The organism is Nocardia sp. bgisy134, from assembly GCF_057708325.1.
In genome coordinates this window covers 57,929-81,838 of sequence record NZ_JBYIRW010000024.1, presented here as the reverse complement: position 1 = coordinate 81,838, position 23,910 = coordinate 57,929, and the positions used below count along the sequence as shown (strand labels likewise).

Here is a 23,910-nt window from a genome sequence, read left to right as displayed (position 1 = left end):
CGAAATCTCGGTTATCGGCTGACACTGGCCGCATACCCGGTCCCTCGGATCTCAATCGCCGTGGCTCGAGCCCGCTACATCAGGTCGCCCACGCGGGAGAGGACGATGTCGGGAATCACCGCGTTGCGCGAGAGCCGGGTCGCAGCGTCATCAGAGGCGTTCGATGACGGTCGCGTTCGCCAGGCCGCCCGCCTCGCACATGGTCATCAGGCCGTAGCGTCCCTCGGTCTGCTCGAGGTGGTTGACCAGCGTGGCCAGGATTCGGGTACCGGACGCGCCGAGCGGGTGGCCGAGGGCGATCGCGCCGCCGCGCGGGTTCAGCTTGTCGGCGTCGGCGCCGAGTTCGTGCTGCCAGACCAGCGGCACCGGCGCGAACGCCTCGTTCACCTCGTAGGCGTCGATGTCGTCGATGCCGAGCCCGGCCCGGTCCAGGACCTTGCGGGTGGCGGGAACGACGGCGGTGAGCATCAGCAGCGGATCGTCGCCGAGCACGGCGAACGAGTGGAAGCGGGCGCGCGGGCGCAGGCCCAGCTTGGTCGCGGCCTCCTCGCTCATGATCAGCGCGGCCGAGGCGCCGTCGGTGAGCGGCGAGGAGTTGCCCGGGGTGATCGACCACTCGATCTCGGGGAAGCGCGCCTTGTACTGCTCGTCGACGAAGGCCGGGCGCAGCCCCGCCAGGCCCTCGGCGGTGGTGGTGGCGCGGATGGTCTCGTCGGCGGTCAGCGTGCCCGCCGCGACCAGTTCGCGGTCGAACCCGCCCGCGGCGGCGGTCTCGGCCGCCAACCGGTGCGAGCGCGCCGCGAACTGGTCGAGCGCGGTCCGGTCGAACTTCCACCGCGCCGCGATCACTTCCGCCGAAATGCCTTGCTGGACCAAGCCTTCCGGGTAGCGGTGGGCGATGGGCCCACGATTGGCGTCCTTGTCCTGCGCATTGGAGAACATCGGCGCCCTGCTCATCGACTCCACGCCGCAGGCGATGGCGATGTCGTAGGCGCCCGCGATGACGCCCTGCGCGGCGAAGTGGGCGGCCTGCTGCGAGGAGCCGCACTGGCGGTCCACGGTGGTGGCGGGCACCGACTCGGGGAAGCCCGCGGCGAGGACGGCGGTGCGCGAGATGTTGAACGCCTGCTCGCCGGACTGGGTGACGCAACCGCCCACCACGTCGTCGACCAGCGCCGGATCCAGATCGTTGCGCGAGACGAGCTCGGCGAGCACGCCCGCGAGCAGCGTCGCCGGATGCACCTCCGACAGGCCGCCACCGGCCTTGCCCTTACCCGAGGGGGTGCGGACGACATCCACGATGACGGCGGACCTCATAGCTGTCTCCGATCAACTAAGTTAACTGCCATTCTCGACTAAGTTAACACGGATTCACGCAGCTGCGGAACGGGGAACGGCCGAGGGCTCGTTGCGCGGCGTCCCGGGAGTTCGGCGCGGCGCCGAGACCGGCCGTAGCATCGTGCTACACACGTTCGGTGGCCGGCGGGGTGGTGGGCCGCATCGACATGACGAGGAGTTCATGGACAGCTGGCCGGTCACCGTCGCGATGCCGATGGTGCTGACGCTCATCATGTTCGGGCTCGGGCTCGGGCTGACGGCGAACGATTTCACCAGGGTGGTGCGGTATCCGCGCGCGGTGGTGGTCGCGCTGAGCTGTCAGCTCGTGGTGCTGCCCGCGCTGGCGTTCGGGCTGGTGCTCGCGGTGGGTCTGAGCGCGGAGCTCGCGGTGGGGGTGATGCTGCTGATGGCCTCGCCGGGCGGGGCGACGGCGAACCTGCTCAGCCATCTGTTCCGCGGCGACGTCGCGCTGAATGTGACTCTCACGGCGGTGAATTCGGTGCTCTCCGTGATCACCATGCCGCTGGTCGGCAACTTCGCCCTCGGCTTCTTCGAGCCGCCCGGCGCCGATGGTATCGGGCTGCAGTTCGGCAAGGTGGCCCAGGTCTTCGCGCTGGTGCTGATTCCGGTCGTCGCGGGCATCGTCGTCAGGCGGCTGCGGCCCGGTTTCGCCGACCGCATGGACCGACCGGTGCGGGTGGTGTCGGTGGGGTTCCTCGCGGTGGTCACGCTGGCGGCGCTGGTGGCCGAGCGAGGCAACGTGCCCGGCTATCTCGCGGCGGTCGGGCTGGTGGTCGCGCTGCTGTGCGTGACCAGTTTGGGCGTCGGCTATTTCGTGCCGAAGGCGTTCGGCGTCACGCGCACCCAGGCCATCGCGTGCTCGATGGAGGTCGGCATCCACAACAGCGCGTTGGCGATGACCATCGCCATCAGCGTGCTCGGCGACATCCGGATGGCGGTGCCCGCGGGGGTCTACGGCATCGTCATGCTGCCCATCGCCTACCTGGCGGGCACGGCGATCAGCCGCAGGATTCGTCGGGACGAGACGCCCTTGGTGACCTCGGGCGCCTGAGCATCGATCAGTCGCGAGAGCCGGAAATCTCCAGCTCCCGGACATTCGGCGGCGCGGCCGGATCCGCGCCGGTCACCTCCAGCCGGACGAATCGCGCGGCGACCGATTCTGGGAGCGCCCCGGTCGAGGGGTCGGCGGCGACGGCGGACCACGCGTGCCCGTCCTCGGACACCGCGACAGACGCTGCCGCGGGCGCGAATTCGCCGAAGCGGGGCAACACCCGCTCGACCCGGGCCGAGTCGCCCAGATCCACCGTGAGGCTGGCGTGCGCGCCGTCGGGCGCCCACCCGGTGGCGGTGTCGCCGTCGACCGCGGCGTTCGGATAGCGGCCCCGCTCGGTGGACGAGCCGGTGATCGGACGGCAACGGGCGAGGTTGTCGGTGGGGGCGCGGTCAGGGCGGCGGGTCTCGACCGTCAGGGGATCGCCGGGCGTGGCGGTGCGCGTCCCACTCGGCGTCCGCAGCGGCATCGGATCGCCGCCGGTCACCGTCACCGTCGTGCGCTCCGCGCCGATCACCGCATCGAAAGTGCGTCCCTGCCAGTGCATGCCGCGCAGCGTCACGCCGCGTTCGAACTGCGGTGGCAGCGTCGGGTTCACCTCGACGGCGTCGCCGCGCAGCCGCAGTCCGAGCAGTCCGTTGGTGAGCGATTGCAGGAAGCCGCCCGCCGCGGTGGTGAAAGTGAACGCTGGTGCGCCCGCCAGCGGATCGCGGGCGCCCGCCTTCGCGCCGCGCGCCTCGGCGAACTGCGCGAACGGCGGCCGCACGAAGGGACGGGCGGCGCGGTCCAGGAACGTGTGACTCGCGCAGCCCGGCGCGCCGATCTCCGCCGCGTCGATGGCGTGCACGGAATCGGTCATCGCCGGACCGTCGGGATCGGTTCGCGCGGAATAGTATTCGAGCACCCGTGCCGCGACGTCGGTCGGCATCGGCCATTCCAGCGGGTAGATGAGCAGCACGGTGTCGGCCTGCTTGATGGGAGTGCCCGCGTAGCCGTCGAATTGGGCGAACACACCGTGCGCCGCGTCGAAGGGCATGCGGAGACCGTCGGCGACGGCGGTCCACTCCGCGGGGTGCGGCGCGCCGAGAATCTCCGCCGCGTGCACCGCGTTGCGCAGGGCGCGCGCCGCGACCGCGTTGGTGTAGACGCTGTCGTCGACGCCGTTGCTGTACTCGTCGGGGCCCGAGACATCGCGCAGCGAGAAGCTGCCGTCCGGATTCGGTGTCACCCGTGCGGCCCAGAATGCGGCGACGGCGCTCATGATCGGCCAGCTCCGTTCGCGCAGATATGCCGTGTCGCCGGTGGCGAGGTAGTACTGCCAGGCCGCCAGCGACACGTCGCCCTGGAGGTGGATCTGATCGAGGCAGTGCGGCGGATCCCAGCTGTGGCATTCGTCGAGATCGCCGTCCGTCGCGCTGGTCCAGGGGTAGAACGCGCCGGGGAAACCGAGTCGCCGGGCGTTGTCCTTCGCCGCGGGCAGCGTCTTGTACCGGTACTCCACAACGGATCTCGCCAGCTCCGGCGCGAAATACAGGAGAGCGGGGAACATCCAGATGTCGGCGTCCCAGAACACCGCGCCCGCGTAGTTGTCGCTGCTGAGCCCGACCGGCGAAAGACTGTTGTCCTGTGCCGGATTGCTCGCCGAGTACAGCGAATACAGCGCGCCGCGCGCCCAGGATTGCACATCGGGTTCGCCGGGGATCTCGACGTCGCCGCGCCACAGTCCCGCCCACGTCGCGGTGGTCTCCGCCAGCAGCGCGGCCCAGCCCCCGTCCGCTGCCCGCCGCGCGGCGGCCAGGGCGGAAGCGGCGGGATCGGCTCCGGTGCGCGCGGTGTCGACGCCGACGAATTTGGCGGCCGTGTAGGACTGGCCGTCCCGCACCGTGATTCGCGCCTGCTGGCTCGCGCTCAGGTCGTCGCGCGGCGGTGACGGCGCGATCGCCGCATCGGGCCCGGCGTCCATAACGGACACCATCGAACCGGCGAATTCGGTTCCCGCCGTGCGGAATCCGACGCCGACAGCGGCGTCGCCGCGCGGCCCCGCGCCCGTCGGTACGACCCGTCGGGCACCTGCTCCGTCGAGCAGATCGGTGAGCACCAGCTCGCCGGACCAGCGCGGCGTCAGGCGCAGCCGCACCGCGCCGACATGCTGATCGGGCCGGGCGGCGACCACGTCGTACACCAGGTCGGTGGCCCGGCCGTCGGCCGTCGTCCAGGTCGCCTCGGTGCGCACCAGCCCGCAGCGCAGGTGCAGGGTCTGCGCGAAGTTCGTGATCCGCGCGGCGGGCGTCGCGGGAGAGTAGGTCTCGTCGCCGACCCCGACCAGCAGACCCGACCAGTTCGGGATGGCCGCCGCCACCTCGCGGTCGTCGGCCACGCCGGGGGTGTGCCCGTACAGACCGGCGACGAACGCGCCGTCGTAGGCCGGGGTGTACAGCGGCCAGCCGGTGGGCTCGTCGGTCCCGGCGTAACCCGTCCCGCGCGGCGGCACCCGCAGCCCGAGATAGCCGTTGCCGACGAAGGGATGACCGTCGATCGGGGCGTCCACGTCGGTGTTCGTCGGTGTCCATCCGGCGGTCTCGACGCCGATGCCTGGGCACGCCTCATCGCGTCCCGCTGCGGCCTCGTCGTGCCCGGCCACCAGCGCCACCGCCGCCACCAGCGCCAGCACCGTGCCCACGGCGATCGCGAGCAGGATCGGCCGGAAAGGCCGGGCCGAGAAAGACATCGCACCTCCCGTCGTACGCGGCGGCGCCCGCGCGCACGGTCGATTCACTCGGACAACTCGTGGACGGCCGAACCGATCTCGGCCCAGGTTTCGCGATGAAGCTCGTACCAGGAGGGTTTCCCCGTTACCGCCGATCGACACGCCCGTGCCGCGAATCGCGGCCTACCAGGCCTGGTTCGGTGCGGGCATATCCTGTCGGCTGTTGTTCGTCTCCATCGACCACGGCCGGATCGGGCCGGGAGAGGCAGGCCGGATGCGTGCCATCGCGTTCTACGAGTTCGGCGAACCCGACGTACTGCGGCTGGTGGACATCGCCCTGCCGGAGCCGACCGGCGCACAGGTGCGAATCGCGGTGCGCGTCGCGGGGGTCAATCCCGCCGACTGGAAGATCCGTTCGGGCGCATTGGTTTTCGGTGAGCCGAGCTTTCCGCAGTTCCCCGGCGCCGAGGTGGCGGGCGTGGTGGACGCGCTCGGACCGGACGCGACCGGCGTCGCGGTCGGCGACGAGGTGATCGGCTGGACGAGCGGCGGCTATGCCGAGTACGCGCTGAGCGCCGAGGTCGCGCCCAAGCCTGCGGACCTGGCCTGGGCGGATGCCGCCGCGCTCCCGGTCGCGGTGAGCACGGCGGCGAAGGTGCTCGACTTGCTGCGGCCGCGGGCGGGCGAGACCCTGCTGGTCAACGGTGCGTCGGGTGCGGTCGGCTCGATGGCGGTGCAGCTGGCCCGCGCCGAGGGCGCCACCGTCATCGGCACGGCCGCGCCCGCCAACCAGGATCTGGTGCGCGCGCTCGGCGCGATCCCGACCCCGTACGGCGACGGACTGGTCGAACGGGTGCGCGCACTGGCTCCCGACGGTGTCGACGCCGTGTTCGATGCCGCGGGGTACGGCGTGCTGCCCGCCGCGATCGAACTGCGCGGCGGCACCGATCGCATCGTCACCATCGCCGATGGTGCGGCGGCCGAACTCGGCATCGTGTTCTCGGCCGGTCCGGGACCGCGTTCGGCCACCCTGCTCGGTGCGATCGCCGAGCGTGTCGCGCGCGGCGAAGTCCGTCTCCCCGGCCCGGCGCGCGTCTTTTCGCTGGCCGAGGCGGCCGCGGCGCAGCGGGAGATGGAGCACGGCCGCGGACCGGGCAAGGTCGTCTTGACCGTCGAGTGACGGGGCCGTCACTAGGCTGGAGCGATGCGACCGCCTCGGATCCGCAAGCCGCCGCCCGGACTGGCCAGCGATCTCGACGTCTGGCTGATCGGCCGGAGCGCGCGGGTGCGGCCGACGCGCGCCGACCGGCTGCTGCGCAGCCTGAGCACGAGCGCCAATCACAGTCGGCTCTGGATCGGCATCGGCGCGGGCCTGATCCTGCTCGGTAACCGGCCGCTGCGGCGGGCGGGCGCGCGCGGTCTGCTCGCGGTGAGTTTGGCCAGCGGGATCGCCAACGGCATCGCCAAGCCGGTGTTCCCGCGCCGCAGGCCGCCCGACGAGTCGGTGCCGTTCGTTCGCCGTCTGGTCCGGCCGCCGGTCTCGTCGTCGTTTCCGTCCGGCCACGCCGCCTCGGCGGCCGCCTTCGCGACCGGTGTCGCGCTGGAGAGTCCGGCAGCGGCCGCCGCGATCGTGCCCGTCGCCCTCGCGGTCGGCTATTCGCGGGTCCACATCGGTGTGCACTGGCCATCGGACGTGGTAGCGGGCGCGCTGCTCGGCTCGGCGGTCGCGCTGGTCACGCATCGGTGGTGGGCGGCGCGCGCCGACGAACCCGCGTTGCTCGGCCGCGCCGAGCAGGTAGAGCCGGCGCCACACGGGCGCGGACTGCTGCTGGTGACCAATCCACTGGCGGGCAGCGGCAACGGCGAACTGGCGTCGGCGCAGCTGCGCGACGGGCTGCCCGCGGCGCAGATCGTGCAGATCGATCCGGAACGCGATCTGGCGGCGCAACTGGACGTGCGGCTCGACCGCGCCGACGTCAGCGCGCTCGGCGTCTCCGGCGGCGACGGAACGGTCTCCTCGGTGGCCGAGGTGGCGGTCCGGCGCGGTGTGCCGCTGGCGGTCTTCGCCGACGGCACCCTCAACCACTTCGCCAGGGACGCGGGCGTCGACGCGGCCGAGCCGACCCTCGCCGCGCTCGAGCACGGCACGGTCGTCCGGGTCGACGCGGCGGAGGTGCGGTTCGACGACGGCGGTTCGCGGATCTTCGTCAACACCGCGAGCCTCGGCGGCTACCCCGACTTCGTGCGGCTGCGCGAGCGGTGGGAGCCGCGGGTGGGCAAATGGCCCGCGGCGGCCGTCGCGATGATCCGGGTCCTGCTCGGCGCGCAGCCGCTGCACACCGTCATCGACCGGGTTCCGACGGCCATCTGGATGTTGTTCGTCGGCAACGGCCGCTACGACCCCGCCGATCAGGTCCCGATGTCGCGGCCCGAACTGCACCGAGGCACCCTCGACGTCCGCTACCTGCGCGCCGACGTTCGCTTCTCCCGTACCCGCCTGATCTGGGCCGCGCTGACCGGCACTCTCGGCAGCTCCGCCACCTACGTGCGCAGAGAGGTCCCCGCGCTCGCGGTGCACGTCGCCGAGAACTCGGTATCGCTGGCCACCGACGGCGAAGTCGATCTTCGCGGAACCGATTTCGTCTTCGCCAGCCGCCCGTCCGCCCTGGCCCTGTTCCGTCCGCCGGAAGCGTAGGCGCCGCCGCGTCGCCGGTTTGCGTGTCCCCGCACGCGCGGTCGGTTTTTGTTCTAGCGTGATCACGGGTCGACGCCGAGAGGGGCCGTGGGATGCGAACGGGGATGCTGGGGCTGGCGGAGTTGCGGGAGCGGGTCGAGACGGGGGAACTCGACACGGTGCTGGTCGCGATGACCGACATGCAGGGACGATTGCAGGGAAAGCGCTGCGCGGCACGATATTTCGTCGACGAGGTGCTCGACCACGCGACCGAGGCGTGCAACTACCTGCTCGCGGTCGACGTCGAGATGACGACCGTCGACGGGTACGCCATGTCGTCCTGGGACACCGGTTACGGCGACTTCGTGCTGCGCCCCGACCTCAGCACGCTGCGGCTGACGCCGTGGTTGCCCGGCACCGCGCTCGTGCTCTGCGACGTCGAGCAGGTGCATCCGGCGGGTGCGCCGGTGGCGGCCTCGCCGCGCCAGGTCTTGCGCAAGCAGCTGGACCGGCTGGCCGAGCACGGGTTGCGCGCCTACGTCGGCACCGAGCTCGAGTTCCTGGTCTTCGACGACAGCTACGAATCCGCGTGGGACCGGGGATATCGCGACCTGCGGCCTGCCAACCAGTACAACGTCGACTACTCGATGCTCGGCACGTCGAGGGTCGAACCGCTCCTGCGGCGGATCCGCAACGAGATGGCCGGGGCGGGAATGTACGTCGAGTCGGCCAAGGGCGAATGCAATCCCGGCCAGCACGAGATCGCCTTCCGCTACGACGAGGCCATGGTCACCTGCGACAACCACAGCATCTACAAGACCGGCGCCAAGGAGATCGCCGCCCAGGAGGATCGCAGTATCACCTTCATGGCGAAATACAACGAGCGCGAAGGCAACTCGTGCCACATCCACCTGAGCCTGCGTGACGAGGAAGGCGAGCCGGTCTTCGCGGGCGACGGCAAGGACGGCACCTCCGCGCTGATGCGGCACTTCGTGGCGGGGCAACTGGACTGCCTGCGCGAGTTCACCTACCTGCTGGCGCCGAACATCAACTCCTACAAGCGTTTCGTCTCGGGCAGCTTCGCGCCGACCGCGCTGGCCTGGGGCCGGGACAACCGCACCTGCGCGCTGCGGTTGGTCGGCGAGGGCCCTTCGCTGCGGGTGGAGAACCGAGTCCCGGGCGGCGACGTGAATCCCTACCTCGCCGTGGCGGCTTCGCTCGCCGCCGGGCTGCACGGCATCGAGCGGCGGTTGCCGCTGGAGCCGGAGTTCCACGGCAACGCCTACCGCTCGCAGCGCCCTCGGGTGCCCAAGACACTGCGGGAAGCCGCTCAGCTGTTCGGCGAGAGCGCCGTGGCCCGCACCGCCTTCGGCGCGGAGGTGGTGGAACACTATCGGAACGCGGCGCAGGTGGAGCTGGACGCCTTCGACGCCGTCGTCACCGATTGGGAGCGAACCCGTGGATTCGAACGACTCTGACCCCGGCGCCCCGCGCCCCGTCATCGGCCTGCCGACCTACGTGGAGCAAGCCCGATTCGGAACCTGGGACACGCGAAGCGCGGTGCTGCAACACGACTACGTCGACATGGTCGACCGCGCGGGCGGCATCCCGGTGCTGCTGCCGCCCACGGGCGCCGCGCGGCCGGAACTGATGGAGCGGCTGGACGGGCTTGTCCTCACCGGCGGCGCGGACGTGGACCCGGCCCGCTACGGCGCGCGGCTCGGTGACGCCGCACTCGGCTACACGCGGCTCGACCGGGACGAGTCGGAGTTCGGCCTTTTCGGCCTGGCCCGCGCGGCCGGTGTGCCGATTCTCGCGGTGTGCCGCGGACTGCAACTGGTGAATGTGGCGCTGGGTGGCACGCTGATCCAGCACCTGCCCGATGTGGTCGGTCACGAGGAGCACTCGGGCGGCAGCGGCTCGTTCGGCGTCACCAAGGTGCTGACCGAGCCGGGCACGCTGGTGGCGGACCTGGCCGGGCCGGAGCTGCGGGCGCACTGCCATCACCACCAGGCGATCGACGCGCTCGCGCCCGGACTCGTGATCAGCGCGCGCTCGCGCGATGGGTCGATCGAGGCGGCGGAATTCCCCGGCGGGCCATTCCTGATCGGCGTGCAGTGGCATCCCGAGGCCGATCCGGCCGATGATCGTCTGATGCGGGCACTGGTGGTCGCGGCCGCGGCCTACCGGCGGACACGAGTCGGGTGAGAGGAGCGGACGACATGGCGGTAACCCAGGTGGTGAATCCCGCGACCGAGCGGGTCGTGGCGACGGTCGAACCGACGGACGCGGCGGGAACCGACGCCGCCATCGAGCGCGCGCAGCGCGCGGCGGCGCACTGGCGGGAGGTCGCGCCCGGCGACCGTGCCCGGCTGCTGCGCCGCTTCGCCGAGGCGGTCGACGCGGATCTGGAGCGGCTGGCGCGGCTGGAGGTCGACAACGCCGGGCACACCATCGGCAACGCTCGCTGGGAGGCCGGAAACGTCCGCGACGTCCTGCATTTCGCCGCGGGTATGCCGGAGCGCCTGTCCGGCAAGCAGATTCCGGTGGCGGGCGGCCTCGACGTCACGTTTCACGAACCGCTCGGCGTGGTCGGCGTCATCGTGCCGTGGAACTTCCCGATGCCCATCGCGGCCTGGGGTTTCGCGCCTGCGCTCGCCGCGGGGAACACGGTGGTGCTCAAACCCGCCGAGCTGACGCCGCTGACCGCGCTGCGGCTCGGCGAGCTCGCCAGGGAGGCGGGATTGCCCGAGGGCGTGTTCCAGGTGCTGCCGGGCAAGGGTTCGGTGGTGGGGCAGCGGTTCGTCACCCATCCCGCGGTGCGCAAGGTGGTGTTCACCGGGTCGACGGAGGTCGGCAAGCAGATCATGGCGGGCTGCGCCGAGCAGGTGAAGCGGGTGACCCTGGAACTGGGCGGCAAGAGCGCGAACATCGTGTTCGCCGACGCCGATCTGGAGCGGGCGGCGGCCACCGCGCCGTACGGCGTGTTCGACAACGCCGGCCAGGACTGCTGCGCACGCTCGCGAATCCTGGTGCAGCGCAGCGTGTTCGATCGATTTCTCGAACTGTTCGAGCCGGCGGTGCGCGGGGTGCGGGTGGGCGACCCCGGGGCGGAGGACACCGAGATGGGCCCGCTCATCTCGGCAGCGCACCGCGAGCGGGTCGCCGGATTCGTGGAGCCGTCGACGAAGGTGGCCTTCACCGGCCACCGCCCGGAAGGCCCCGGGTTCTGGTACCCGCCGACGGTCGTGCTGCCCACCGGGCCTGCCGATCGGGTGCTCACCGAGGAGGTGTTCGGTCCGGTGGTCGCGGTGCTCCCGTTCGACGACGAGGCCGACGCGGTGCGCCTCGCCAACGACACCGAATACGGCCTGTCCGGTTCCCTCTGGACCAACGACCTCGGCAGGGCGCTGCGCGTCTCCCGGGGCGTCGAGGCCGGCAACCTGTCGGTGAACTCGCATTCCTCGGTGCGGTACTGGACTCCGTTCGGCGGATTCAAACAGTCCGGCCTCGGCCGCGAGCTCGGCCCGGACGCCGCGCTCGCCTTCACCGAGACCAAGAACGTCTTCATCGCCACCCAGTGATCCATCGAACCCAGTGATCCACCGAGAAGGAGATGCGTTGCAGCGCTTACAGGATCGAGTAGCCGTCGTCACCGGCGGCGGCAGCGGGATCGGGCTGGCCACGGTGCGCCGCTTCGCGGCGGAGGGTGCCAAGGTGGTCGTGGCCGACATCGACGCCGCCGCGGGCGAGGCGGCCGCGGCGGAGGTGGACGGCCTGTTCGTGAAGGTGGACGTCACCGACGAGGCTCAGGTCAGGGACCTGTTCGAGGCCGCGGTCGCGGCCTACGGCGGGCTGGACATCGCCTTCAACAACGCGGGAATCTCCCCGCCGGAAGACGATTCCATCCTGACCACCGGCATCGACGCCTGGCGCCGCGTGCAGGAGGTGAACCTGACCTCGGTGTACCTGTGCAGCAAGTACGCCATCGAGCACATGCTGGTGCGCGGCAAGGGCTCGATCATCAACACCGCCTCTTTCGTGGCGGTGCTCGGCGCGGCCACCTCGCAGATCTCCTACACCGCGTCCAAGGGCGGCGTGCTGTCCATGAGCCGGGAGCTCGGCGTTCAGTTCGCCAGGCAGGGCATCCGCGTGAACGCGCTGTGTCCTGGCCCGGTGAACACGCCACTGCTGCAGGAGCTTTTCGCCAAGGACCCGGAGCGGGCCGCGCGCCGCCTGGTGCACATTCCGCTCGGCCGCTTCGCGCAGCCGGAGGAGATCGCGGCCGCGGTCGCCTTCCTCGCGAGCGATGACGCCTCCTTCATCACCGCCTCGCAGTTCCTGGTCGACGGCGGCATTTCGGGGGCCTACGTCACGCCGATCTAGGGCTTCACGGCCGCCCGGACGGGGTCATCGAGCCGGTCCGGGGCGCTCGGCCGTGTCCGCTTCGATCGAGCCTCCTCGTCGCCTGTGTGACGACAATCACATTCACCGGTTGTGGTGCAGGTGGCCGGGTATTCGCCGAACGGTGGCGCGGGTGCGCCGCCGTTTGGTCCGCGTGAAACCTGGGTATCGGTTTGTTCCGTGCCCGGCCCCCGTTTTTCGAGGTGGGCCGGACGGACGAATCGAGGCCCGAGGGGACGGGTCGGTGAGGAGACGGTCATGACCGATCGCGGACAGGATCCGACGCGACTGAGGCGCTCGGTGGCCGCGTCGGCCATGGGCAACGCCACCGAGTGGTTCGACTACGGCGTGTACGCGGCGACGGCCACCTATCTCACCGACGCGTTCTTTCCCGGCGAACTCGGGACGCTCGGCACCATGCTCGGCTTCGCCATCGCGTTCGTGCTACGCCCGCTCGGCGGCATGGTGTGGGGTCCGCTCGGCGACCGGATCGGCCGAAAAGCGGTGCTGGCCACCACGATTCTGCTCATGTCGGTGGCGACCGGCGCGATCGGCCTGTTGCCGACGCACACCTCGGCCGGCGTGCTCGCCCCGGTGCTGCTGATCGCGTTGCGGGTGTTGCAGGGCTTCTCTACCGGCGGCGAATACGGCGGCGCGGCAACGTATTTGGCGGAGTGTTCGACCGATCGGCGGCGCGGGTTCTTCGGCAGCTTCCTGGAATTCGGCACGATGGCCGGGTTCGTCGGCGGTTCGGCCGTGGTGCTCGCCTGCCAGCTCGCGCTCGGATCCGACGCCATGCACGACTGGGGTTGGCGCGTCCCGTTCCTGCTCGCCGTCCCGCTCGGCCTGACCGGCTGGTACTTGCGCGCCAAGCTCGACGAATCGCCGGTCTTCCAGGAGGTCGCCGAGAACCCGCACCCGCCGACCGGGCTGCGCGGGCTGCTGACCGGCTACCGGCGCGAGATCCTCACCCTCGGCGGGCTGGTGATCGCCCTCAACGTGGTCAACTACACGCTGCTCACCTACCAGCCGACCTACCTGCAGAAAACCATCGGGATGTCGGAGTCGGCCACCACCGCGATGATGCTGACCGGTCAGCTGGTGATGATGCTGGTGCTGCCGTTCTTCGGCAGGCTCTCCGATCGAGTCGGCAGGCGGCCGATGTGGTTGTTCTCGCTGATCGGCCTCGCGGTGTTCGCGCTGCCCATGTACTGGCTGATGGGGCAGGGCACGGCGTGGGCGATCGTCGGGTTCATCGTGCTCGGCCTGCTGTACGTGCCGCAGCTGTCCACCATCAGCTCGACCTTCCCCGCGATCTTCCCGACGCACGTGCGCTACGCCGGTTTCGCCTTCGCCTACAACGTTTCGACCGCGGCCTTCGGCGGCACCGCGCCGCTGGTGAACGAGGCCGCGATCGAATCGACCGGCTGGGTGCTCTTCCCCGCGGCGTACATGGTCGCCGCGTCGCTGATCGGCCTGGTCGCCTGGGTCTTCCTGCGCGAGACCGCGGGCACGTCGCTGCGCGGAACCGCGGTCCCGGACGCCGACCGCGAACCGCTGCCCGCGGTGGTGCAGCCCGCGACCTGATCCTGTCCGCAGAATCACAGCTCCGAGGAAAGGCCCCGCCACGCGGTGGCGCGTATTCAGCGCTGTCGCAGCCCGGCACCTGTAGCTGCGGCAGGCTGGGACGACCCGCCGGTTCACTCGCCGCAGAATCGAGGTAGCCAGCATGCCCACCGGCTCGGCCTGCTGCGCACCGCCGGTGTGGTCTATCAGTTCCGGCATTCCGACTTCCAGGACCATCTAGCGCATCATCCAGGTGTTCCGGAACAGGTCGGTCGAAGTGGTCGGGCACCGTCGGTTCTCGGCGGTGGCGGGGACGCGCGGGCGCCGAAACTGTAGCGGGCGAGCCTATTCCGCGGCAGGCTCGGTGTCCTCGTCCGGGTCTGGCCAGTCGTCGGCGATGATCAGCTTGCCGGTGCTCAGCATCTGGTCGTAGTGCTCGGCGACCAGCGCGGGGGGATAGGTCGGCCAGTACGAGACCGCGCCGGTGGCCTTGTCGATCACGCTGACCGAGCCGCCGATCACCGGTGGCGGCAGCGGGGAGTCTCCCTCGGGCACGGGACCGTGGATCGCGACGACGACGAAGCCGCCCTCGAATTCGGTGACCACGTTGGTGATTCCGGTCGCGCGCTCTTCCGGAGAGGACAGGTATTCGGCGGCGATGTGTTCGGCAGCGGGGAGATCCACCGGCGTGGTCGTTCGGGTGGGGTAGGCGTGGACTTCCATGGTGCGGTGGCGGGATCGAGCGGCGATCGACCGCCTGCTCCTTTCGTCGTTGCTGTGCAAGAAGATACGCCGCCCGCGAGTGTCTCAGTCGAACTGGACCGTGGCGAGCATGGCGCGGGCCAGTTCCTCCGGGTTCGTCGAGTCGGCCAGCGTGGAGTCCGTGAGCGCGCCCTCCCGCCACAGTGCGGCGAAACCGTGCACCAGCGACCAAGCCGCCAGCTGAGTGGCGCGTTCGCGCCCGTCGGTGCGCTCGGGTCGGAGGTCGGCGACGCCGGAACGCAGCGCCGCGCCGGAGCGGGTGCGCGCGGCGCGGAGCTCGGGATCGTCGGCGCGCAGCAGGTCGCGGCGGAACATCACGTCGAAGTGTCCGGGATGGTTCAGCGCGAAACGGACGTACGCGACCGCGACGTCGCGGAAATCCGGCCCGGCACTGTCGAGTTCGGCGCCGAGCAGGTCGTAGCCCTCGGTCGCCAACGCGGTGAGCAACCCGGCGCGATCGCCGAAGTGGTGCGCGGGCGCGGCGTGTGAGACGCCCGCACGTCGCGCGAGTCCGCGCAGCGAGATCGCGTCGACGCCGTCCGCGGCGATCTGCTCGGCCGCCGCGGTCAGGATCGCGGTGCGTAGGTCGCCGTGGTGATAACCGCTCTTCGCCATACCCCGATAGTGGCCGACAATCTTGTCGTTGACAAGTTCGGCGGTCGTCCTTAATCTTGCCACTGTCAAGATTGGTTCGTCGTAATCCCCAGGGAGATACTCATGGCCCCCCTCGTCGTCCTCGCCGTCGTCACCGCGCTGGCCCGCCTCATCGGCCTGCTCGGCGAGATCGCATGGCTCGCTTCGTGGTCCGACGCCGTTCGTCTCGGTCTCGCCGCCATGTTCGCGCTGACCGCGGGCGCGCACTTCCAGCAACCGCGCCGCTCGGCGCTGATCGAGATGGTGCCGCCCCGGCTGCCTGCCGCCCCGGCGCTGGTCACGCTCACCGGCGTACTGGAGATCGCGGGCGCTGTCGGCCTGTTGATCCCGGCTACGGCGGACCTGGCGGCGGCGGGTCTCGCCGCGTTGCTGCTGGTGATGTTCCCCGCCAATGTGCGGGCAGCGCGACGGGGTGTCGGCGTCAAGACGATGCCGCTGCCGCTGCGGACCCTCGTGCAGGTGGTGTTCCTCGGCGCAACCGTCCTGGTGATCGCCGGCTAGTACGAATTCCACTGCCGCGCTGCGACTCTGACCGAGATTGCCGATGTCCGGCGGGATTCGAGCGGCACCGCCCGGCTGCGCCGGACCGGGCGGCGCGAGGAAGGATGGAGCCATGTCCTTCACGATTACCGATGGGGTCGCCTGGGCGATCATCGGATCGCTGATCCTGGTGCTCGCCGGTAGATTCCTCCTTGTCCGCGACACCGTAATCGATTACCTCGTGAATCGGTTGCTGCTGTGCAGCTTGCTCACGCTGCTGCTGTACCGCTGGTCGAAGACGGGGCCGTTCGCTGGGGTGGTGGAGCAGCTCGCGATCGGATGTGTGGTGCTGTCGACCACCTATCTCCTCGGCATCGCGCGTCTCGAGGGGCCGAACGAGGACATGAGCCGGGTCCGGCGGCGCGAGCGGCGCTACTGCGCGATCGCACTGGCGTGTACCGCGGCGATTCTCTTCGCCGGGTGGTCGGCCGACGCGGAGGGTCTGGCCCTGGATTTCGGAATCGGTTGGCAGGGCTTCCTTTTCTTCCTCTCCTTCAGCGTGCCGATCACCGCCAACACGGTCCTGTTCGCTATCCGCGGGATTCGGGAGCTGCAAACCGGGAGCCGTGAAGCAGTCGAGAAGCTGGTCGCGCTCGCGCTGGTCGCCGTCGACGTCTTCTCCTGGACGAGTCAGCTGCTGTGCGTGTCACAGCTCGTGTTCGGGCGACCCGATCTGGGGCCACACTTGCCCCGTGTCGAATGGACCTTCACCGTGTGCATCGCCGCCAACGGTGTGCTGCTAGCACTGCCCCTGGCTACCGCATTGGGTGAGGCGGCCGGGCTGGACGCAGCGGGCCGCTCCCGCCGCAGGCTGCGCGTGCTGTGGCGCGACCTGACCGAGGCGGTTCCCGAAATCGTGATGCCGCCGGGTGTCGGCACCGGCAGCCACGGCCGGTTGTTCCGGATGACCGTGGAGATCCGCGATGCCATCCTCCACCTCGGGCCATACCTACCTCCAGTCCACGATGAAGGGGACGACCTGCGTGGTGGCCACGGTGAACTCGATCGATTCGCGCATCGGCTGGCGCTGGCGACCGCCGCGCGCAAGTCGGGTGCGCAGCCCGGAAACCCAAGGGGCGCAGAGCTACTCGAGCTACCCGCCCGGGACTTCGACGCCGATCTGCGCCAGCTGCGTGAGCTGTCTCGCGCTTGGGTGAGAATGCGGTCCTCGAGAATGCCCGCCGACGAAAGCGCCCGGCCGACCCTGTCCCCCCCTCCTAGGACAGGCCCGGCCGGGCTGAAATAAACAATGCCTTGGGGGTCTTGACAGCGGCTTAAAGGGGACTTAAAAGGGGTTAGGTGCGGGAGCGGGGGAGTTGGGTGAGGAACTCGGCGTTGGTCTGCGTCTGGCGCAGGCCCTCCAGCAGCAACTCGGTGGCGTGATTGCCGTCGACCGCGGCGAGGGTGCGGCGCAGCTGGTGGGTCGCGGCGAGTTCGGTGGGGGTGAGCAGGAGTTCTTCCTTGCGGGTGCTGGACTGGGCGATATCGACGGCGGGGAAGACGCGGCGGGCCGCGGTGGCGCGGTCGAGTTTGAGTTCGGCGTTGCCGGTGCCCTTGTACTCCTCGAAGATCACCGTGTCGGCAAGCGAACCGGTTTCCACCAGGGTGGTGGCGACGATGGTGAGCGAACCGCCGTTCTCGAAATTGCGTGCGGCCCCGAGGAATCGCTTGGGGAGGGCGAGGGCGGCGGCGTCGACGCCGCCGGAGAGGACGCGGCCCGAGGTGGGGGCGGCATTGTTGTAGGCGCGGGCGAGGCGGGTCAGCGAGTCGAGCAGGACCACCACGTCGCGACCGGTTTCGGCGAGGCGTTTGGCGCGTTCGACGGCGAGTTCGGCCAGCGCGATCTGATCACGGGGCGGGCGGTCGAAGGTGGCGGCGGCGACGTCGGCGGGAACGGTGCGGGCCAGGTCGGTGACCTCTTCCGGCCGCTCGCCGACGAGCACGAGAAGGAGCTCGCATTCGGGGTGGTTCTTGGCGATGCCGTGCGCGATGGCTTGCAGCACCGAGGTTTTGCCCGCCTTGGGCGGCGCGACGACGAGGGCGCGCTGACCCTTGCCGATGGGCATGACAAGGTCGGTGACGCGGGTGGTCAGCTCGTGCGGCTCGGTTTCCAGGCGCAGGCGCTGATTGGGGTAGAGGGGGATCAGATCCTCGAAGACGGGTCGCTTGCGCGCGCTGCCGGGGCTCTGGCCGTTGACGGTCTCGACGCGGACGAGCGGGTCGCGCTTCGCGCCGCGCTGCCCGGACTGTGCCGCACCGGTGACGAAATCGCCTCGGCGTAAGCCGTTTTCGCGGACGAGCCGGGGCGGCACGTGCAGGTCGTCGTCCCCGGGGAGGTATCCGTCGACGCGCAAGGTGGCTGTTGCGCCGACGATGTCGAGAATGCCGGCGACCGGTCGTTCGGCGTATTCGGCGCTGGTCTGGTGAGAGTTGTTGTCTTTCATGATGTTTCCTTACTGGGATAAGTGATGCGGTGGCGAAAGCCATGAGTGCGGAAGAGATCCGGTAAACCGCGATACCGTTCGGCGCGGCGGGCCGGTTCGGGTGATGGGTCCCGTTCGTCGCGAATCCGAGATCGCGGAAAAGGGGAGTTCGGAGTCGTCCGTGGGAGGAGTATCTACAACCACGAGGGCGACAGCGCCGAGGGTACCCGCCGCGCATCGATCAGCGCAAGGATGAACCTGCCCGGCATGCGCTCCGTACCCGTTTGTGACCGGCCTTGTGCTCAGCCACAGACGGGAGGTCCATCATGCCCGCACTCGAGCCGTTCTACCGGGACGTCCAATCGCACTACGACGTATCCGACGATTTCTACCGGTTGTTCCTCGACCCCTCGATGACTTACAGCTGCGCCTACTTCGAGCGCCCCGGTATGAGCTTGGAGCAGGCACAGCTGGCCAAGATCGACCTCGCGCTCGGCAAGCTCGGCCTGCGGCCGGGACTGCGCCTGCTCGACATCGGATGCGGTTGGGGCGCAACGATGTTCCGCGCGGCGCAGCAGTACGGGGTGGCGGTCGTCGGGCTGACGCTGAGCCGCAATCAGTACGACCACGTGGTGGCCGAGATCGAGCGGCTCGGGCTGCCCGAGGTCCAGGTCCGCCTACAGGGTTGGGAGGAGTTCGACGAACCGGTGGACCGGATCGTCAGCATCGGCGCCTTCGAACATTTCCGGCGGGAGCGGTACGCGGCGTTCTTCGAGCGCTGCTACCGGATGCTGCCCGACGAGGGAAGGATGCTGCTGCATACGATCGTCGGCTTCACGCTCAACGACCTGCGCCGGATGAATATTCCCTTCACGCGGGACGACGCGCGGTTCAGCCTGTTCATCAGGAAGGAGATCTTCCCCGGCGGGCAGCTGCCGCGACCAGCGGAGGTCACCCGGTTCGCGGGGCAGGCCGGACTCGGCACCGAACGAATCCAGCCGCTGCAGGAGCACTACGCGCGGACCCTCGATCTCTGGGCGGCGGCGCTGGTGGCCAACCGCGAACGCGCGGTGCAGCTCACCTCCGAGGAGGTGTACGCCCGCTACCTGAAGTACCTGACCGGCTGCGGGGCGCATTTCCGCTGCGGGCACGTCGACGTCATGCAGTTCACGATGGTGAAACTGGGCTTATAGGACGGCCTGGGTCTGGGTCACCTTGGCGACGAGTTTGTCCGCGTCGTCGCGGATTTCCGTCTCGACGACGATGAACGAGCGGCCCGCGTGCAGGGGGCGTGCGGTGGCGACGGCGTGGCCGGAGCGCACGGCGCGCACGAAGTTGGACTTCGACTCCACCGTGGTGGTGCCCTGCTTGCCCTCGGGCAGATTGAGGAACGCGCACACCGCGCCGGTCGCGTCGGCCAGCGACATCAGCACGCCGCCGTGCAGCATGCCGCCGAGCGTGCACAGCGACTCGTCCCAGGCGATCCGGCTGCGCACCAGCTCGGGGCCGTGCTCGAGCACCTCGATGCCGAGGCGCTCGGTGAACGGCATGGACTGGTGGAAGAGCTTGGTGCCGGTCTCGTCGATCATGGCGACCATGCTGCCGGGCGGTGGCGCGCCGGTCGATTACCTCAGGGGTAATCGGCGTCGATCCGTGTGTGCTTGGCGGGAATCCGCGCTCCGGTCTCGCGCGGCGGTCAACCCATGCGGGCGACCACCGCGTTCGGCAGATGGGGCAGTACGACATCCACCAGCCGCCACGGCCAGCCGGGCACGCAGGCCCGCGTCTGTTCCCGCTCGATCGCCCGCACCATCGCGGCAACGCCCTTGTCCAACGGCGCGAGCATGCGGGCGTCGCCCGCCTTGTCGGCCATGTCCGTCGCGATGAATCCGGGCAACAGCGTGGTGACCGCGATGGGGGATTTCGCCAATTCCGCCGCCAGGCCCTCGCCCAGCGCGGCCAGCCCGGCTTTGCTGGCGGAGTACGCGGCCTTCTTCCTCGGCAGTCCGCGCACCGCGCTCATCGACGACACGAGCACCAGATGTCCGGAATTCTGCGTGCGGAAGATCTCCATCGCGGCCTCCACCTGGGCGAGCGCGCTCACGAAGTTGGTGGTGGCGGTGGCGAGGTTGGCGTCGGCGCGACCGCTGCCGATCACCGCGCCTTTGCCGAGTCCCGCGTTCACGATCACCCGGTCGAGTCCGCCCAGTTCGTCGCGCAGTTCGCCGAATACGCGCGGCACGGCGGCGTGATCGTCCACGTCGAGCGCGCGAAGGGCGACGGTGATGCCCGGGTGCGCGGCCGTCAGTTCGGTGCGCAGGTCTTCCAGCAGCTCCAGCCGTCGTGCGCAGAGCGCCAGATCGCGCCCCTTGGCCGCGAAGTCCCTTGCCATGCCCGCGCCGAGGCCGGCGCTCGCGCCGGTGATCAGAATCTTGGTCCTCGTCATGCGGCCGACCTTAACGCGGGCGACCGCGAGGAGTCCGCCGCCTGCGGGACCTCGGTCCTTGGATCAGAAGCCGGACGAACCGGTCGGGGGCAGCTGCGACACCCTCCGCCACGCGCCGCAGTTCACGGTTTTGAAGGCGACATCGGTCGGCTTGATCTCCGCGCGGACCGGGCTCAGCCGGGTGAAGTTGTTGCCGATGATGTATTGCATGTTCGTGTTGTCGCCCTCGACCTTCCACAGCCTGCGCCAATCGCAGCCATAGGCGAGGTCGGGAGTTCCCGGCGCTTCCCAGACTCCGGGGAGGATGTCGACGCCGACCATGTAGAGGCCGTCGCCCGGCATCACGGTGGCGGGCTCGGCGGCCGCGGTTCCTGCTCCGAACAGGGTCGCGGCGGACGCCATCGCCCCCGCGATCACTAGCATGCGCATGCGCTTCTTCTCCTCGGTATCGACGCCCTGGCTGGACGGCTGACCTGCGAAGATCCCCGCATCTTCGTGGCCAGATCTACCAGAGTCGTCCGCCGGAGAGGGGGTATTCGATCGATTTCCGTCAGATGCGCGCGCTGTTCGCATGAATCCGCCGTAATCGCCGATCGCTGATGTCATCGGACCGGGCGGCCGCGATATCGATGGTGTGAGAGGTATTCGGCCGTTGCGCGCGCTCACGGAGCGGCGGCGAACGTGTGGCGCCCATTGCGCGGGCCTGTGCACCGAAGACGGTTTGGCTGAGGTGCTTGCCGCCGATCGCGGCCTGCTGCACTGGCGTGCGCTCCGTGGTCTCGGGGACGCGGGCGTGGCCGAGCATGCGGTGCAGGAGACGTTGCTGCGGGCCTGGCGTTCCTGTGCCCAGTTCGACGCGCGCCGCGGCAGTGTGCGCACCTGGCTGCTGGCGATCGAGCGCAACGTCATCATCGATATCGCCCGTGCCCGCGCGGCGCGGCCGTTCGACACGGCGTGGGACGAACTCAGCGAGATCGCCGCGACGCCCGTCGCAGACCCCGATTTCGTGGACGGACTCGTCGACGGACTGCTGGTCGCCGAACTGCTGTCCCGGCTGCCCTCGGCCCAGCGCGAGGCGGTCGTCGAGGTGATCCTGCGCGACCGCGCGTACCGGGAGGTGGCCGCCGACTTCGGTGTTCCGGTCGGCACCGTGAAGACGCGCGTGCACTACGCGCTGCGATCGCTGCGGCAGCTCCCGCAGGGCGCCTGACCCGGGCGGCGATCGGGTGACCGGTCCCTCTACCGTGTTCGGCAGTGCCCGAACCAGGTGGGAGATCGACCGATGAAACCCGAAGACCGTGGTGAGCTGCGCATCGATCGGCGGACCGCGCTGGCGGGCGCCGGTGCGGCCGCCGCTGCCGTCACCGTCGCCGCGTGCGCGCCCGCCAAGCCGTCCGCGAGCGAAGTCGCGCCAGGCACCGAGGTCGCGAAGGTGGCCGACGTGCCGGTCGGCGGCGCGGTCATCTCGAGCGGCACCGTGGTGACCCAACCGCAAGCCGGTGTGTACCAAGGATTCTCGGCCGCCTGCACGCACCTCGGATGCTCGGTGTCGAAAATCGAGCGCGACACCATCGTTTGTCGCTGCCACGGCAGCGCCTTCCGCTTCGACGGCACCGTGGCCACCGGCCCCGCCGAACGACCCCTCGCGCCGCGCCCCGTTCGCGTCGACGGCGACCGCATCGTCACCGCCTGACGAACGCTGCTGCGCGGAAGCTGTATCCGTCTGCGCGGCGGTCGACAAGGTATTGCTGATACTTCTGACCAGGTGAGATTGCTTTGTCGGCCTTGGTAACAGTTCGATAACTGTCCTTGCTTCGCTGAGTGGCGCGTTGCAAGAGTGGACCACTGGGTTTGGTGTTACTAATGGGAAGGGAGGGGTGCTCCGTCCCGGGGCGCCGACCGAACATGAAGCCAAGCATCATCAAGGCCGGTATCTCCACCACCGTCACGGCCGCGGTGACCGCGACGCTCGCCGGGTTCGTCCCCGGAACCGCGACGGCCGTTCCCGTACCGGATGTGACGGGCAAGCTCGCAGGCAGAACGGTTTTCCTCGACCCCGGCCACCAAGGGGCGGACCACGCCGAGAACCTCGGCAGGCAGGTGGTCAACGGCCGTGGCGGCACCAAGGACTGCCAGACCACCGGCATGACCTCCGTCAACGGCGTACCGGAACACACCATCAACTGGAACGTCGCCCAGCTGGTCAAGACCTCGCTGGAGAGCTTCGGCGCGCGGGTGGTGCTCAGCCGCCAGGACGACAGCGGCTGGGGCGGCTGCATCGACGAACGGGCCCGCGCGGCCAACGACTCCGGCGCCGCGGTGGCGGTGAGCATTCACGCCGACAGCGCGCCGTCCGCGTTCCGCGGCTTCCACCTGATCGTCCCGCAGCTGCCGGTGCCCGACGCCAAGGTCGACCAGGTCCAGTCCGGACCCGGCTTGGCCGCGACGAGGTCGGTCCGCGACGCGTACCTGGGTGCAGGATTCCCCGCGGCGACCTACGCCGGGGTGCAGGACGGACTCCAGACGCGATCCGATATCGCGGGACCGGCGCTGACCACCGTGCCGAACGTGTTCGTCGAAATGGGCAACGGCGCGAACGCGGAGGACGCCGCGCTGCTGGAGAGTCCCGACGGACAGCTGAAGCACGCCGTCGCGATCACCACCGGCCTGGTGAGCTACCTGCTCGCCGCTCCGCCCGCGGCGAGCGGATCGGCCGCCGACCAGCCCGCGTCCGTGCCCGGTCAGGGTGTTCCGGCGCAGTCCGCGCCGAATGCCGACGGCTCGACCGCGAACGGCGGCTCGACACCGAACGGCGCGGCACAGAGCGCGCCCGGCGGAACGACACCGGGCACCCCCAACGGCTCGGCGCAAAGCGTTCCCGACCCCACCGCGCCGCAGGGGGAAACCCTCCAAGGGATGTCTCCCGGCGTCAGGTCCGCTCCGGGCAGTCAGCCGATGCCGGGCAGCCAGGCGAGCCCCGGCACCCAGACGAGCCCGGGCAACCAGCTGACGCCGAACAACCCGGCGACACCGGGAACCTCTGCGCTGCCCGGTACCCAGTCGACGCCGAACGCCGAGTCCAACTCGGAATCCAGCACTCTCGGCGTCCTGGCGACCACCGTGCTGGAAATGCTCATGCCGCTGGCCCGGGCGCTCGGCATGGACAACACCGCGATCACCACGGAGCTGATCAACCTGGCCTACACCCTGGCGAGCAAACTGTTCGGCCCCGCGCGCTAGTCGTCACGCCACCGGACGCCGCCCGATTCACCGGGCGGCGTTCGGCCGTTTTCGCGCCGTCGCGCGCCACACTAGGGTGGTCCG

Annotated in this window: 22 protein-coding genes and 1 pseudogene; 14 read left to right on the top strand and 9 right to left on the bottom strand. The window is 70.0% G+C overall.

Annotated elements, in window-relative coordinates; genetic code table 11:
* Positions 1–150 precede the first annotated feature (150 nt).
* Positions 151–1,317 carry a thiolase family protein gene (locus AC3ERS_RS32160; RefSeq protein ID WP_431971897.1) on the bottom strand — a complete coding sequence of 389 codons (1,167 nt, stop codon included), beginning with the start codon at positions 1,315–1,317 and terminating at the stop codon, positions 151–153.
* A 202-nt stretch (positions 1,318–1,519) separates the two neighbouring features.
* On the opposite strand from AC3ERS_RS32160, the gene AC3ERS_RS32155 reads away from it, so the two are divergent.
* The gene (locus AC3ERS_RS32155) at positions 1,520–2,410 is read left to right on the top strand and encodes a bile acid:sodium symporter family protein (protein WP_431971896.1); all 891 of its coding nucleotides are present in this window, start codon (positions 1,520–1,522) and stop codon (positions 2,408–2,410) included.
* A gap of 7 nt (positions 2,411–2,417) precedes the next feature.
* On the opposite strand, the gene AC3ERS_RS32150 is transcribed toward AC3ERS_RS32155, so the two are convergent.
* On the bottom strand, positions 2,418–5,138 hold the full coding sequence (locus AC3ERS_RS32150; RefSeq protein ID WP_431971895.1) for a discoidin domain-containing protein: 2,721 nt from the start codon (positions 5,136–5,138) through the stop codon (positions 2,418–2,420).
* A gap of 253 nt (positions 5,139–5,391) precedes the next feature.
* Here AC3ERS_RS32150 and AC3ERS_RS32145 point away from each other — a divergent pair, with 253 nt between their 5' ends.
* The 7 genes from AC3ERS_RS32145 (at position 5,392) to AC3ERS_RS32115 (ending at position 13,782) form a co-directional block, all read left to right on the top strand.
* Positions 5,392–6,297, top strand: a complete 906-nt coding sequence (locus AC3ERS_RS32145) for an NADP-dependent oxidoreductase (protein WP_431971947.1) — start codon at positions 5,392–5,394, stop codon at positions 6,295–6,297.
* A gap of 24 nt (positions 6,298–6,321) precedes the next feature.
* Entirely contained in the window at positions 6,322–7,812 is a 1,491-nt protein-coding gene (locus tag AC3ERS_RS32140) for a bifunctional phosphatase PAP2/diacylglycerol kinase family protein (RefSeq protein WP_431971894.1), read from the top strand.
* Positions 7,813–7,904: 92 nt separating this feature from the next.
* Positions 7,905–9,269, top strand: coding sequence for a glutamine synthetase family protein (locus tag AC3ERS_RS32135; protein WP_431971893.1), 1,365 nt, complete (start codon positions 7,905–7,907; stop codon positions 9,267–9,269).
* The gene (locus AC3ERS_RS32130; protein ID WP_431971892.1) at positions 9,250–9,999 is read left to right on the top strand and encodes a gamma-glutamyl-gamma-aminobutyrate hydrolase family protein; all 750 of its coding nucleotides are present in this window, start codon (positions 9,250–9,252) and stop codon (positions 9,997–9,999) included. The genes AC3ERS_RS32135 and AC3ERS_RS32130 overlap by 20 nt, the downstream gene beginning before the upstream one ends.
* Positions 10,000–10,013: 14 nt before the next feature.
* The gene (locus AC3ERS_RS32125) at positions 10,014–11,375 is read left to right on the top strand and encodes an aldehyde dehydrogenase family protein (RefSeq protein ID WP_431971891.1); all 1,362 of its coding nucleotides are present in this window, start codon (positions 10,014–10,016) and stop codon (positions 11,373–11,375) included.
* 16 nt (positions 11,376–11,391) lie between these two features.
* A complete protein-coding gene (locus AC3ERS_RS32120) occupies positions 11,392–12,177 on the top strand; it encodes a 3-oxoacyl-ACP reductase (RefSeq protein ID WP_431971946.1) in 786 nt (261 codons plus the stop codon).
* A gap of 276 nt (positions 12,178–12,453) precedes the next feature.
* Positions 12,454–13,782, top strand: coding sequence for an MFS transporter (locus tag AC3ERS_RS32115; protein WP_431971890.1), 1,329 nt, complete (start codon positions 12,454–12,456; stop codon positions 13,780–13,782).
* Between the two features lie 324 nt (positions 13,783–14,106).
* Here AC3ERS_RS32115 and AC3ERS_RS32110 read toward each other — a convergent pair whose 3' ends face one another.
* Positions 14,107–14,445 carry a hypothetical protein gene (locus tag AC3ERS_RS32110; RefSeq protein ID WP_431971889.1) on the bottom strand — a complete coding sequence of 113 codons (339 nt, stop codon included), beginning with the start codon at positions 14,443–14,445 and terminating at the stop codon, positions 14,107–14,109.
* Between the two features lie 123 nt (positions 14,446–14,568).
* Positions 14,569–15,138 carry a TetR/AcrR family transcriptional regulator gene (locus tag AC3ERS_RS32105; protein ID WP_431971888.1) on the bottom strand — a complete coding sequence of 190 codons (570 nt, stop codon included), beginning with the start codon at positions 15,136–15,138 and terminating at the stop codon, positions 14,569–14,571.
* A 102-nt stretch (positions 15,139–15,240) separates the two neighbouring features.
* Here AC3ERS_RS32105 and AC3ERS_RS32100 point away from each other — a divergent pair, with 102 nt between their 5' ends.
* Both AC3ERS_RS32100 and AC3ERS_RS32095 read left to right on the top strand, forming a co-directional pair.
* Positions 15,241–15,678 carry a DoxX family protein gene (locus tag AC3ERS_RS32100; protein ID WP_431971887.1) on the top strand — a complete coding sequence of 146 codons (438 nt, stop codon included), beginning with the start codon at positions 15,241–15,243 and terminating at the stop codon, positions 15,676–15,678.
* Between the two features lie 112 nt (positions 15,679–15,790).
* Positions 15,791–16,963, top strand: a complete 1,173-nt coding sequence (locus AC3ERS_RS32095; RefSeq protein ID WP_431971886.1) for an MAB_1171c family putative transporter — start codon at positions 15,791–15,793, stop codon at positions 16,961–16,963.
* A 49-nt stretch (positions 16,964–17,012) separates the two neighbouring features.
* Here the strand turns inward: AC3ERS_RS32095 and AC3ERS_RS32090 are convergent.
* Positions 17,013–18,116: pseudogene (locus AC3ERS_RS32090) on the bottom strand (transcription termination factor Rho, short form); the annotation flags it as partial.
* Between the two features lie 350 nt (positions 18,117–18,466).
* On the opposite strand from AC3ERS_RS32090, the gene AC3ERS_RS32085 reads away from it, so the two are divergent.
* Complete coding sequence (locus AC3ERS_RS32085) at positions 18,467–19,333, top strand: cyclopropane mycolic acid synthase family methyltransferase (RefSeq protein ID WP_431971885.1); 867 nt, start codon at positions 18,467–18,469, stop codon at positions 19,331–19,333.
* On the opposite strand, the gene AC3ERS_RS32080 is transcribed toward AC3ERS_RS32085, so the two are convergent.
* The 4 genes from AC3ERS_RS32080 to AC3ERS_RS32065 form a co-directional block, all read right to left on the bottom strand.
* Complete coding sequence (locus AC3ERS_RS32080; RefSeq protein WP_431971884.1) at positions 19,328–19,729, bottom strand: PaaI family thioesterase; 402 nt, start codon at positions 19,727–19,729, stop codon at positions 19,328–19,330. The two genes, AC3ERS_RS32085 and AC3ERS_RS32080, sit on opposite strands and share 6 nt — an antisense overlap.
* Positions 19,730–19,836: 107 nt before the next feature.
* Positions 19,837–20,586 (bottom strand): SDR family oxidoreductase, encoded by a 750-nt coding sequence (locus tag AC3ERS_RS32075; RefSeq protein ID WP_431971883.1) that lies wholly within the window; start codon positions 20,584–20,586, stop codon positions 19,837–19,839.
* A 63-nt stretch (positions 20,587–20,649) separates the two neighbouring features.
* Positions 20,650–21,015, bottom strand: coding sequence for an Rv1352/Rv1906c domain-containing protein (locus tag AC3ERS_RS32070; RefSeq protein WP_431971882.1), 366 nt, complete (start codon positions 21,013–21,015; stop codon positions 20,650–20,652).
* A gap of 121 nt (positions 21,016–21,136) precedes the next feature.
* Complete coding sequence (locus tag AC3ERS_RS32065) at positions 21,137–21,391, bottom strand: hypothetical protein (RefSeq protein ID WP_431971881.1); 255 nt, start codon at positions 21,389–21,391, stop codon at positions 21,137–21,139.
* Between AC3ERS_RS32065 and AC3ERS_RS32060 the strand changes: the two genes are divergently transcribed.
* From AC3ERS_RS32060 to AC3ERS_RS32050, 3 genes are all read left to right on the top strand, one after another.
* Positions 21,380–21,796, top strand: a complete 417-nt coding sequence (locus AC3ERS_RS32060; protein WP_431971880.1) for a sigma-70 family RNA polymerase sigma factor — start codon at positions 21,380–21,382, stop codon at positions 21,794–21,796. The genes AC3ERS_RS32065 and AC3ERS_RS32060 overlap by 12 nt on opposite strands.
* A gap of 72 nt (positions 21,797–21,868) precedes the next feature.
* Entirely contained in the window at positions 21,869–22,279 is a 411-nt protein-coding gene (locus tag AC3ERS_RS32055; RefSeq protein ID WP_431971879.1) for a QcrA and Rieske domain-containing protein, read from the top strand.
* Positions 22,280–22,491: 212 nt separating this feature from the next.
* Positions 22,492–23,826 (top strand): N-acetylmuramoyl-L-alanine amidase, encoded by a 1,335-nt coding sequence (locus AC3ERS_RS32050; protein WP_431971878.1) that lies wholly within the window; start codon positions 22,492–22,494, stop codon positions 23,824–23,826.
* Positions 23,827–23,910 lie beyond the last annotated feature (84 nt).